At 45.8% G+C, this 12,418-nt stretch carries 12 protein-coding genes; 8 read left to right on the forward strand and 4 right to left on the reverse strand.

Annotation, left to right across the window (positions count from 1 at the left end):
- Positions 1-74: 74 nt before the first annotated feature.
- The 7 genes from pqqE to ACN0V2_RS13470 all read left to right on the forward strand — a co-directional run bounded on the left by pqqE (position 75) and on the right by ACN0V2_RS13470 (position 6,069).
- On the forward strand, positions 75-1,268 hold the full coding sequence (pqqE, locus tag ACN0V2_RS13440) for a pyrroloquinoline quinone biosynthesis protein PqqE (RefSeq protein ID WP_417551319.1): 1,194 nt from the start codon (positions 75-77) through the stop codon (positions 1,266-1,268).
- On the forward strand, positions 1,258-2,190 hold the full coding sequence (locus ACN0V2_RS13445; RefSeq protein ID WP_417551320.1) for an ATP-binding cassette domain-containing protein: 933 nt from the start codon (positions 1,258-1,260) through the stop codon (positions 2,188-2,190). The genes pqqE and ACN0V2_RS13445 overlap by 11 nt, the downstream gene beginning before the upstream one ends.
- The gene (locus ACN0V2_RS13450) at positions 2,187-2,969 is read left to right on the forward strand and encodes an ABC transporter permease (protein WP_417551321.1); all 783 of its coding nucleotides are present in this window, start codon (positions 2,187-2,189) and stop codon (positions 2,967-2,969) included. Before ACN0V2_RS13445 ends, ACN0V2_RS13450 begins: the two co-directional genes overlap by 4 nt.
- A gap of 202 nt (positions 2,970-3,171) precedes the next feature.
- Positions 3,172-3,831 (forward strand): protein-L-isoaspartate O-methyltransferase family protein, encoded by a 660-nt coding sequence (locus ACN0V2_RS13455; RefSeq protein WP_417551322.1) that lies wholly within the window; start codon positions 3,172-3,174, stop codon positions 3,829-3,831.
- Between the two features lie 15 nt (positions 3,832-3,846).
- Positions 3,847-4,173 carry a rhodanese-like domain-containing protein gene (locus ACN0V2_RS13460; RefSeq protein WP_417551323.1) on the forward strand — a complete coding sequence of 109 codons (327 nt, stop codon included), beginning with the start codon at positions 3,847-3,849 and terminating at the stop codon, positions 4,171-4,173.
- A gap of 8 nt (positions 4,174-4,181) precedes the next feature.
- Positions 4,182-5,504, forward strand: coding sequence for a TolC family outer membrane protein (locus tag ACN0V2_RS13465; RefSeq protein ID WP_417551324.1), 1,323 nt, complete (start codon positions 4,182-4,184; stop codon positions 5,502-5,504).
- 13 nt (positions 5,505-5,517) lie between these two features.
- Positions 5,518-6,069, forward strand: a complete 552-nt coding sequence (locus ACN0V2_RS13470) for a hydrolase (protein WP_417551325.1) — start codon at positions 5,518-5,520, stop codon at positions 6,067-6,069.
- Here the strand turns inward: ACN0V2_RS13470 and ACN0V2_RS13475 are convergent.
- From ACN0V2_RS13475 to hemL, 4 genes are all read right to left on the reverse strand, one after another.
- Entirely contained in the window at positions 6,066-6,266 is a 201-nt protein-coding gene (locus tag ACN0V2_RS13475) for a DUF1289 domain-containing protein (protein ID WP_417551326.1), read from the reverse strand. The genes ACN0V2_RS13470 and ACN0V2_RS13475 overlap by 4 nt on opposite strands.
- A 400-nt stretch (positions 6,267-6,666) precedes the next feature.
- Positions 6,667-8,178, reverse strand: a complete 1,512-nt coding sequence (locus ACN0V2_RS13480) for a DUF4080 domain-containing protein (RefSeq protein ID WP_417551327.1) — start codon at positions 8,176-8,178, stop codon at positions 6,667-6,669.
- 37 nt (positions 8,179-8,215) lie between these two features.
- Positions 8,216-9,658 (reverse strand): exodeoxyribonuclease I, encoded by a 1,443-nt coding sequence (gene sbcB / locus ACN0V2_RS13485; protein WP_417551328.1) that lies wholly within the window; start codon positions 9,656-9,658, stop codon positions 8,216-8,218.
- Positions 9,659-10,945 (reverse strand): glutamate-1-semialdehyde 2,1-aminomutase, encoded by a 1,287-nt coding sequence (hemL, locus tag ACN0V2_RS13490; RefSeq protein WP_417551329.1) that lies wholly within the window; start codon positions 10,943-10,945, stop codon positions 9,659-9,661.
- A gap of 66 nt (positions 10,946-11,011) precedes the next feature.
- Here hemL and ACN0V2_RS13495 point away from each other — a divergent pair, with 66 nt between their 5' ends.
- Positions 11,012-12,349 (forward strand): LapD/MoxY N-terminal periplasmic domain-containing protein, encoded by a 1,338-nt coding sequence (locus ACN0V2_RS13495; protein WP_417551330.1) that lies wholly within the window; start codon positions 11,012-11,014, stop codon positions 12,347-12,349.
- Positions 12,350-12,418 lie beyond the last annotated feature (69 nt).

Consider the following 12,418-nt stretch of genomic DNA (forward strand, 5'->3'; position numbering starts at 1 on the left):
GATTGCAGAACTAAAAGTCGCATTCGATGGCGCAGATTTAGACGATGACGTCTATCAGTTTTTGGAGGAAGCACATGGCAACGACTGGATCAGAGCAGAATAAAGCGCCCGGCAGCACCGGTGGTGCTCTGGGGATGAATGTACGTGATGCTATCCGACAGCCTTTATGGCTATTGGCCGAGCTGACCTATGCTTGTCCATTGCAGTGCCCGTATTGTTCCAACCCAATGGATTTCGCCAAAATCAAAAGCGAATTGACCACCGAGGAATGGATCGATGTATTCAAACAAGCTCGGGCAATGGGGGCAACACAGCTGGGATTGTCGGGCGGTGAACCATTAGTTCGTCCCGATATTATCGAGCTAATCCGAGCTGCACGTGATTTAGGTTTTTATACCAACCTGATTACTTCAGGTATCGGTCTGGATGCCAGTAAGGCAAAAGCATTTAAAGAGGCTGGTCTGGATCATATCCAGGTTAGTTTCCAGGCAAGTTCAGAAGATTTGAATAACCTGATTGCTGGTACCGATGCCTTTCAACATAAAATTGAAATGGCCAAAGCCGTGAAAGCTGCAGGTTATCCGATGGTGCTGTGTTTTGTGACGCACCGTCAGAATATCGATAAAATCGATGAAATCCTCGATTTAGCAATCAATCTGGATGCTGATTATGTTGAGCTGGCTACTACCCAATATTACGGTTGGGCGATGCATAATCGAGATCAACTATTGCCATTGAAAGAGCAGCTGGTTCGGGCCGAAAGAATTGCTCATGAGTATCAGGAACAGCAAAAAGGCAACATGAAGATCTATTATGTGGTGCCTGACTATTATGAAGACCGTCCCAAAGCCTGTATGAATGGCTGGGGTAATGTGTTCCTGACGGTCACTCCCGATGGCACTGCGTTACCATGCCATGCGGCTCGTGAGTTACCTGGTATGACCTTACCAAATGTTCGCGATAGCAGCGTGAAAGAAATCTGGGAAGATTCAAACGACTTTAATCGTTTCCGTGGTTTTGATTGGATGAAAGAGCCTTGCCGCAGTTGCGATGAAAAAGTAAAAGACTTTGGTGGCTGTCGTTGTCAGGCTTATATGCTGACAGGCGATCCCGCAATGGCTGATCCGGTTTGCAGTAAGTCACCAGATCGTCATGTGGTTGATGAAGCAATTGAAAGTGGTCGCAGGGAGTCTGAAAAATCAACTGAAATAGCCAAGCCATTGGTGTTCCGTAATCCGAAAAACTCGAAACAAATCAGTGGATTTTGAGTTTGCGATCAAGACCAGCGGCCTGACCAAACAATATGGCCAGGCCGTTGTCGTTAATGGGCTGGATCTACAGGTCAAAGCAGGTCAATGTTATGGCCTGTTAGGCCCTAACGGCGCTGGCAAAAGTACTACCATCCATATGCTCACCACCATGACTTCTCCATCATCTGGTGAAGCCTGGATTGCTAATCAGTCTATCTCGGCTGATCCGGTGACGATTCGTGGTTTGGTCGGATTAGTGTTTCAGGATTCTGCTTTGGATCGCACCATGACGGTGGATGAAAATCTGCAGTTTGCCGCCGCGCTTTATGGCATGTCTAAAAAACAAGCTAATGAGCGTATTGAAGAGTTATTAGCTGTATTTAATCTGGGTGCGCGTCGTAATGCCAAACTGCTCGCGCTTTCAGGTGGTCAACGTCGCGCAGTGGATATTGCCCGTGGAGTGTTGCATCAGCCGCAAGTGTTATTCCTTGATGAACCTACCATTGGTCTGGATTTACCCAATCGGCGATCTATCTGGCGTTTTGTCGAACAATTACGTCGCGATCATGGTATGACGGTATTTTTAACCACCCATTATCTTGAAGAAGCAGTGGCTTGTGATCATGTTGATTTTATTCAGAGTGGTGTATTGCAGAAAGGAGGGCGACCCGCGGATTTGATGCGGCAACTGGCGGCTTATGTGCTGGAAATTGAATGTGTTGATATTGAACATGTAGTGTCCCGATTAACCCCTCAATTTGGTCAACCAATAATCGAAGACGAACAATTAAGCTTTTTGATCAAAAATGTCGAGACAGATCTGCATGCTTTGCAACAAGCGTTGGGTGACAGTATTAACGCGATGCGCTGGCGCAAACCCAATCTCAATGATGTCTATCTATGGAAGGTTTGCCCACCGGATCAGGAGCAGGCAGGATGAGTTGGTTACCTGTTAAAGCAGTTGTTGGCCGTGAGCTGACGAAATTATTTCGGCAAAAAGCACGATTGTTCAGTTCAATGGTGCGTCCGATGATCTGGTTACTGGTTATTGGGTCGGGTGTTGGCAGTATGTTAAGCGGAGCACAGCAGGAAGGTTATCTGCAATTTCTGGTGCCGGGTGTGTTGGCAATGACCTTATTATTTGCTGCATTGCTGTCGGCATTAACATTGGTATATGACAAAGAGTTTGGTGTAATGCGCATGATGATGATCGCGCCAGTGGCGCATTATTGGATTGTATTATCTAAACTGATTGCCGCGACAATTACTGCCATGGTGCAGGCTTTATTACTGCTGATTATTTTGCTGTTAATTGGATTGATAGATATTCAAATAGCATTGTTATTAATCCCTCCAGCTTTGTTAACTGCTATGGCCTGTGCATCAATGGGCGGTTTGATTGCGGTATTTTCCAAAACATTAGATAACTTTGCGGTCATCATGAATTTCTTCATTTTCCCGGTGTTTTTCTTGAGCGGTGCACTATATCCAGTGAGTCAGTTACCAGATTTTCTGCGCTATATCGTACTGATTAATCCGTTTAGTTATGGTGTGGATTTATTAAAACACGCGGTACCGAATGCCCAGTCAGATTTTTCAATCTGGACTGACATGGCAGTGTTAGTAATTTTCTCAACGGTAGCGATTGTCATTGCATGCTGGAGATTTTCTCGCGAATCGGTTCATGAACCTTTATTTCATCGTGCAACCAAGCGTTGATAAAACTGACTTCATTGCACGGTAGATGTTTAATGTCCGCATGATATTTCAGTAATCCAACTGTACTTCCTAAAGCTTGCAAACTGCTATCGCCTCATAGTTTATTGCAGCAGAAAACTGCAACACAGATGCGGTTGCACCACTAATGGAAAGGTCATATCCTAGCTGATTAAAGCAGCATTAAATGCGTAGGTAATCAAACATGACATCCACTATGAATCCAGCTCATTCAAATATGATCTGGCAACAAGTGCGCCCTAATGAAGTTTCCAATCCTGAAGTTTTGGATGCGTTACAAAAGGTTGAGCGCTCACAGTTTGTTTCAGATGACTATAAAGAGCTGGCTTATTCCGATACTCGATTGCCGATTGGCTGTGGTCAGTTTATGTGGACACCTCTTGAAGAAGGACGGGTGTTGCAATTTTTGCAATTGAAGCCAACGGATACCGTTCTGGAAATAGGTACTGGCAGTGGTTTTTTCACTGCATTGATCGCACAACTGTCATTAAACGTCATTAGTATTGAATATTTTGCCGAATTGTCTACTTTGGCCAGTTCAAGGTTGAAAGCTACCGGTATTGAAAATGTGACCTTGTACTGTGGTGATGCCAGCCATGGTTGGAAGTTGGCTGATCGAATTGATGTGATTGTGTTGACGGCGAGTTGCCTGCACATTCCTGAAGATTATCTCCACGCCCTTAAAGTTGGTGGTCATTTAGTGGCTGTGACCGGACAAGCACCAGCTATGCAGGTGCAGCGTGTCACTCGAACTGGCGAATGGCTATGGCAAACCGAAACGTTATTTGAAACAGTTGTTGCACCATTAGTGCATGCTGAAACAAAACTTGAATTTACCTTTTAATCTAGAGATCTAATTATGAAACAAATGTCAGCAACTCAATTAGATGATTTTTTACAGGATAACGGGCAGGAAGCCATTCTGATTGATGTACGTGAAGCACATGAGCTTGCCAATGGCATGCTGGAAAATGCTCAACATATGCCAATGAATAGCATTCCGGCACATGTGGGTGAACTTGAAACCATGAAAGACAGTCCGATTGTGTTGATTTGTCGTTCTGGTCAACGTAGTGCTCAAGTTGGTCAATATCTAGAACAGTTAGGTTTTACTGACGTGATTAATCTGGAAGGTGGTATGAATGCCTGGGCAGCGCAAATCGATACTAGTATGAAGGTTTACTAAGGATTGCCATGAAAGCGCTGTTTCTTGTTGGTTTTATAACGACATTCTTTTACCGGCCGGCTATTGCGGCGCAGGATTTGGTAGACATTTACAATATGTCTGCTCAAAGTGATCCAATTCTGATGGCTCAAGCAGCATCGTTACGGGCAACAGGCGAACTAGCTGAGCAAGCTGATGCCGCATTTCTGCCACAAGTGGATATGGTGGCGAATAACAGCAAAGTATGGACAGAGAGTTCTTCTCAACGTTTTGGCGGAACCAGTGAATATAACGATCATGGTTATACATTAAGTCTAGTCCAACCGATCTATCGTCGTAATAACTTTGTGCAATCTCGTCAGGCTGATATTGCAATCGAAGGCGCTGAAGCGAATTATCAATTTGTTGAACAGGATTTAATTGTTAGAGTGGCAGAGCGTTATTTTGCCGTGCTTGGCGCCGAGGATGATTTGAGTTTTGCTCTGGCAGAACTTGAAGCCATTGAAAAACAATTGGAGCAGGCCGACCAACGCTTTGAGGTGGGTCTGGCAACCATTACCGATGTCAGTGAGGCCCGAGCGGCTTTTGATTTGGCCAATGCTGCCGTCATTGAAGCTGAAAATTTATTGGCCAACAGTCGTGAAGCACTTCGTGAAACAGCCGGTGAATATCCGGGCGAGCTAGCAGAACTTAAAGATGAAACGCCATTGGTTAAGCCCGAGCCTGAAAACATTGATGAATGGAGTGAGCAGGCGATTGTGATGAACCCCGTTTTACTCGCCGCTGGCAGTAATGTGGGACTAGCCAAAGAAAATATTGAGTTTGAACGTAGCGGGCATTATCCCACTTTAGATTTGGTTGCCCAGAAAGGTTACACCTCACAAAGTGATAGCAATTTAAGTGGCAGTAACAAAACTCATCAAAAGATATTAGGTTTACAGGTTAATATTCCCATCTATGCTGGTGGTGTAGTGAATTCAAGAACGCGTGAAGCGAGTTTTCGGCTTGATGAAGCTATGCAAAATGAAGAAGAGCAGCGTCGCGCAATTTTGCGTCAGACCCGTGCTGCTTATAACAGTGTGATGTCAGGAATTAGTCGGGTGAATGCTTTAAATCAGGCCGTGTATTCCAACCAGAAAGCACTGGAATCTACCGAAGCTGGTTTTGAAGTTGGCACACGTACTACAGTTGATGTGCTGAATGCCCGCCGAGAATTATTCAGTGCGTTACGTGACTACTCGCGTTCTCGTTACGATTATGTAGTAAACACATTAAGGCTTAAACAGGCCGCTGGCATTGTCAGTTTGAATGACATTGTAGAAATCAATCAGTGGCTGGAACCCCGAACGTAAGGTATTTATTGCCATGATGGCAAATTCTGAAAATAGTGTTTTAGTCCTTGTTGATGTCCAACAAAAATTGGCGAACGCCATGCCGGAAGGCGTGCGCGAACGGTTGATCAATCAGATAAAAACCTTGCTGACAGCAGCAAAAGTGTTGAATATTCCAGTTATTGTCACAGAACAATATCCCAAAGGCTTAGGCCCAACAGAACCCGTGTTACTGGATAATTTACCCATCGGCACAAAGATCATTGAGAAAATTAGTTTTTCTTGTCTTCGATCGGAAGACTTTCGTTATCAACTGGCCGCCACACTCCGCAAGCAGGTTATTCTGGTGGGCATGGAAAGCCATATCTGTGTATTGCAAACCGCATTAGCCCTCAAAGAAGAAAACTACAGTGTTCATGTCGCCGAAGATGGTGTCTGTTCACGTTCAAAGTGCAATCAATACAATGCGTTGCAACGTATGCGCCATGCGGGTGTAGTGATCAGTAACGTCGAATCCGTGTTATTTGAATGGCTTGGCGATGCGGGCCATGCTGAGTTTAAAACACTGGCTAAATTGATCGTTTAACGACCTCTTTGAGCGCTACTGCGCTGTTGTCGCCTTTCTTTACAGTTCATCACCGTTACCTGCCTGTCCGCTTCACTCATATTTTCCCAGCGTAATATCTCATCCATCGTCCGGAAACAACCACGACAGACATCCAGTGCATCAAGTCCACATTTTCCAATGCAGGGGCTAGGAGTGAGGGATTTATCTGAGTTCATAGTGCGCTAGTTTAATTCATTTTATGATGTTTAATGTGAGTCGCGAGGCTTGCTTTTTATGGCGTTGAGCTTGCGAATAAATAACCTAAAACTGACTTTTTCGACTTAACGTCGAGTTCATTTTCTTTGCATGCCCAAAGAAAACGAACCAAAAGAAAAGGCACCCCTTGTGCTGGCCTACGGCTTCACTGCGTTGCTCGCTTTGTCTGGCGTCCAGCCAAACTCGCTGCGCTCAAACAGTGGCTGTCCGTGATCCAGACAAAACTCTGCTACTCGTCAGCACAACAGGGGGATCAGGAGGATCTTGAAACTGCTTTCATTGTAAAAAGTTTGGTAGGTTGGGTTGAGGTACGAAACTCAACATCTAAATTTGTTTCCCAGCAAAGACTGATTGTAAAACTCAAGCATGAAACCGCTGCCGTTTATTGGCCATACCGACTTTGGCAGTTTTGTTTAAGGTTGGCAGCGCTTCATAATCCGGCTGGCCTTTGAGGCCGGCACGGGCATAATCCAGTCGCAGATGATCTTTGACCGATTCCGCCGGGTGATGCATATCCTCTGTCAGCACAACATAAATCAGTTCAAACAGTCGTTTCAAAGCAATTTTGGCAGTTTGACCAGTGCGCTGATAAATCTGATCAGACAAGGTCATGAAATGCCAGAACGGCTGTTCATCAAGCAGCAGCGGCAGGGTATTAATGAAGCGTCCTGAGTTACCGATTAGATCCCAGTAACGGGCAAAGCGATTGACCCGTTGCATGGTGGCAAAGTCGATTTCACGGCTGCTGAGCAGGTTATACGGCGGCAGTGGATTAAAACGTAAATCACTGGGTTCATTATGGCGGTTCAATGGCGCGCCACGCAGACGTTTGAGAATGCCGACCTGAATTTCGTGTGGATTAAGGGCGATCAATTGATCAAAGCTGTCAGCAAAATTGTCCAAGGTATCGCCAGGCAAACCGAAGATCAGATCGGTATGTAAATGCGCGCCGCTATGTTCACGCAGCCAGCGAATATTGTCTTTGCTTTTATCGTTGTTTTGCTTGCGACTGATTCGTTCCTGAATTTCGCTATCAAAAGTCTGAATACCAATTTCAAATTGCAGGCTATTGGGCGGAAATTTCTGTAAAACTGATTTCAATTTATCCGGCAGATTATCCGGCACCACTTCAAAATGCAGATACAAATCATCGCTCATGCGTTCCAGGAAAAACTCCAGAATGGCAATGCTGGTGGTGATTTTCAGATTAAAGGTACGGTCGATAAATTTAAAGTTTCGTACGCCGCGCTGCCACAGCTGATCTATTTCAGCGAGAAACGCATCGAGTGGAAATGCCGTCGCGGTTTTATCTAAAGCCGATAAACAGAACTCACACTTAAATGGACAGCCGCGAGAGGCTTCAACGTAAATCAATCGGTTGCGAATATCTTCATCGTTGTAAAAACGATAAGGCAGAATCAACTGCTCCAATGGGGTTGCTCGGCCATCAATATATTTTGTTTGAGGGTTTTCATGACGCAGTAATTTTTCGCACAGCTCACGAAAATCCTGTTCGCCGGGTCCTGCAATCACATAATCTGCCAGTTCACACACTTTTGGTAAATCCGGTGAATGACTGACTTCGGGGCCACCGAGAATAATACTAATTTCAGGCTTAATCGATTTTAACAGTCCGACTACCGCCTCAATTTCACTGACATTCCAGATATACACACTGAAACCGATAACTTCAGGCTGATAGCTAAGCAATTTTTCAGCAATGCTTAGTGGTTGTTCCTGAATAGTAAATTCGATCAGTTCTGCGGCAGATTGCAATTCACCCAGATTGGCATATAAATAACGCAAACCGAATGCCGAGTGCATATAGCGGGCATTAAGCGTGGTGAGCAAGATTTTGGCATTAGTCGACATGCGCACATTGTAAATCAAACGCGTCGGTTCAATCTGTTCAGTTAATTCCTAACAAGGTTTGTTGCTCTATTACATAGCGGTGCAAGTCGTCCAAAGTTTGCTGTTGGTCTGCGGTGAGCTCTTGCTGACGACACTCCGCTAATGCGGCGTTAAATTTTTCAAAGGTAAGTCCAGGCGACGTAGTTGCGGTTAATTTGTTACGACAGAATTGTTGCCATTGTTCCGCTTCACTTTCATTAAGCGATTCTGGCCAGTTACGCGCTCGGTAACGGAACAGCATTTCCGGTAATCGTGAGTCGTTAAAAGGAATCGATAATGTGCCCAATTGATCAGGAGCCGCTTCGCGAATCAGGGTCATTTTGTTTTTATCGCCGCCATCAAAGAAACCGCCGCCATACAAGCTGGCATCAACATCGTCAATCTCATCAAATGATTTCTGACTGAAAACCTTCTGCAATTTTTGCTGTAATGATTCACCCGCCTCACGCAATAGTTGCAGATGTTGATGACTTAATTCCCGATCAATCCGCAGCCGCTCGGCAGCCGCATCATCCAGCGTCGCTGCCGGCACAATGACCGGACACTTATTGATATGCACGGTTTTTATTGCTGGACGTGAAACACCCTCGGGGAGATCTTTGGTCGGGGTAAATAACCATTGCTGAATGGTATCGGCATCTTGCTCCATTAACGCCGAGGGATCATGGCGCAGATCATAAACAATCACCCCATTGTTGTTATTGGGTTCTTTGGCTATTGGTACCACTAATGCCGTATTGCAATATTCAGATGGGTACATGCGTGAGGTATGCAACACCGGATCCGCCTGATGCAGGTTCAGTAACGGAGCAAGCTGCTGTTTACGACGTAACTGATATATATAGTCATACAGTTTTGGCTGACGGTCTTTAATCAGTTTCGCCAATGCAATAGTGGCATACACATCCACCAACGCATCATGGGCACCCTGATGTTCAATACCGTTTGCTGCAGTGAGCGCTTCGAGTCGAAAGCTGGGCTGGCCGTCTTCACGATTCGGCCATTGGATTCCTTCCGGACGCAGAGCCCGGGTGAGACGAACCATATCAATAATGTCCCAGCGTGAATTACCGTTTTGCCACTCACGTGCATAGGCGTCGTAAAAATTACGAAACAGGGCGAAGCGGGTAAATTCATCATCAAATCGCAGACTGTTATAGCCCACACCGCAAGTGCCGGGCTGTGAAAGTTCATCATGAATTTGTTTGATGAATTCGGCCTCAGTCAGCCCTTCCTGTTGGGCTTTCTGTGGGGTGATGCCCGTTATTAGACTCGCCATTGGATGGGGTAGAACATCGGCTGCCGGTTTGCAGTAAATCATCAACGGTTCACCGATGATATTCAAATCCTCATCGGTGCGCACCCCGGCGAACTGTAATGGCCGATCAAAGCGAGGATCGGTGCCAGTCGTCTCATAATCGTGCCAGTACAGCGTATTCATTTATAAGCTCGCCAAAACCAGTTCTGCTGCTGCCAATGTGGCTTCAATTTCATCATCGCCATGTGCAGCAGAGACAAAGCCCGCTTCAAATGCTGAAGGTGCAAGATAAACCCCACGATCCAGCATCCCGTGATAAAACTTTTTAAAACGTTCCTGATCACATTGGGTGACCTGTTCAAAAAACTCAATTTTGTTTTCTTCGGTAAAGAAAAAGCCAAACATGCCACCGACATAATTAATACTCATCGGGATACCGGCCGCATCGGCTTTTTGTTTCAAGCCATTGGCCAGTTTGGCGGTTTGTTTGCTAAGACGATCATGAAAGCCGGGTTGTTGTACCAGCTTCAAAGTAGCCAGCCCAGCAGCCATGGCGACCGGGTTTCCGGATAACGTTCCTGCCTGATATACCGGACCAAGCGGCGCGATGGAATACATCACATCTTTGCGGCCACCAAATGCACCAACCGGTAAACCACCTCCTACAACTTTACCCAAGGTAGTGAGGTCAGGTTTGATTCCATAATGTTGCTGCGCACCGCCCAAAGCGACCCGAAAACCAGTCATGACTTCATCAAAAATCAGCAGACTGCCGTATTGATCACACACCTCGCGTAAGCCTTCGAGAAAACCCGGAATCGGTGGAATACAGTTCATATTGCCAGCAACTGGTTCGACAATGATGCAGGCGATCTGATCGCCAATTTCAGCAAAACATTGTTTGACTGATTCCATATCGTTGTAGCGCAAGGTAATGGTGTGCTCGGCAATTGCTTTCGGCACACCAGCAGAAGAAGGTTCGCCAAGCGTTAATGCACCGCTGCCGGCTTTGACTAACAACGAATCTGCATGACCGTGGTAACAGCCTTCAAACTTAACGATTTTGTCTCGACCAGTATGGCCGCGTGCAAGACGGATGGCACTCATGGTCGCTTCAGTGCCAGAGCTCACCATACGTACCATTTCCATTGATGGCACTAATTCACAGAGTAAATCGGCCATTTCAGTTTCAATCGCCGTGGGCGCACCATAACCCAGACCATTTGCGCACATTTGCTGAACGGCCTCAATAACTTGCGGATGCGCATGACCGGCAATCATCGGTCCCCATGAGCCGATATAATCAATATATTTTTTACCTTCCACATCGGTGAGCCAAGCACCTTTTGCACTACTGAAAAACACCGGATCACCGCCGACTCCTTTGAATGCACGTACTGGTGAATTTACGCCACCGGGGATATGTTTTTGAGCCTGAAGGAAAAGTTGTTGATTGCTTTGCGCTTGCATTTACAGAGTCCTGATTTGATGATGTGCGATAATTCTAGCCTATCACAGCGAGATAACTGACCCGACATGAGCCTGAAACTGCGTTTATTGATCATTGTAACCTTGATCCTGGTATTCAACTTTGTCGCCGCTGGCTATTTTATGATTCAGAATGCCCGCCAGGCAGTCGCAGCCGAAATGGCCTCAAGTACTCAATTGGCGCGTGGATTATTGATTAATGCTTTGCCAACGTTACGGTTTTCCAATGATTTGAGCGAACGGGTAACCCTGATAGTCGATAGTGTGCGTCATACAAGACACATCCGCGCCTGGTTTGAAGATATGAACGGTCAACCCTTAATCGGCCATGAGGAGGGGGTGCCGTTCACTAATCGACCTGATGCACCAGACTGGTTTATTCGGTTAATGGAACCGGAAGCGGTGGCGTTTCGACGGCTTATTACTCGTGGCAGTCAATCTTATGGTTATCTGGTGGTGGAAGCCGACCCCAGCGATGAAGTTACCGAAGTTTGGCGCGATATGGAAACATTGTTATTTTTGGGTTTGTTTTTCCTCACCGTGATTTCCAGCCTGATCTATTTGGCGTTATTACATGGTTTAAAACCCTTACAAGAGTTAGCTGATGCGCTAGGGCACTTGGAGAAAGGGGATTTTCATGCGCGGGTCGATACCGGCGGCGCCAAAGAATTAAAACCGATCCAGATTCGTTTTAATCACATGGCCGATGTATTGGAAACCACCATGGCAGAAAATCATGCTCTAGCTGGGAACATGCTGACCTTACAGGAATCTGAGCGACGTGATCTGGCACGTGAATTACATGATGAATTAGCGCCTTGTTTGTTTGGAATCCGTGTAGATTTGGCTGAAATCGAACGCATTGCTATTGAAAATAAATTGCCGGACGTTGAAGAAAAAGTCAGCTCGGTTAAATTGATCACCAGCCATATTCAATCGTTGGTTCGTAAAATGCTCAGTCGTTTGCGTCCGATGACGTTAGATGATTTAGGCTTGGTAGAAGCGTTACGTGATATGTTGCACAACTGGCGCGATCGACAGCCGGAAATTGACTGGGAGTGGGATTTTGTTGGTGATTTTAACGGCCTTGCAGATACACTTCAGGTAACCGTATATCGAGTGGTGCAAGAATGTACTACCAATTGTGTGCGTCATGCTGAAGCCAGTCATGTGAGGGTTGAAGTGAAACGTGAAAAGCAATATATAAAGGTTACAGTGACTGACGATGGCAAGGGACTGGACACATCTGCCGTCAAAGGTTTTGGCTTGATCGGTATGCGTGAACGGGTCTCGGCATTAGGTGGTAAAATCGCGTTTGATACCGCCGAGGGTCAGGGTTTGCAAGTTCGGGTAATGATCCCTATGAAGAGTGAAAATAAAAAATGAAACAAAACATCACAATCTTAGTGGTAGACGATCATCCGATTGTCAGAGCAGGCTGTCGTCAACTCATTC

Origin of the sequence: Methylophaga sp., from assembly GCF_048266885.1 — a bacterium.
Taxonomy (GTDB): Bacteria; Pseudomonadota; Gammaproteobacteria; order Nitrosococcales; family Methylophagaceae; genus Methylophaga.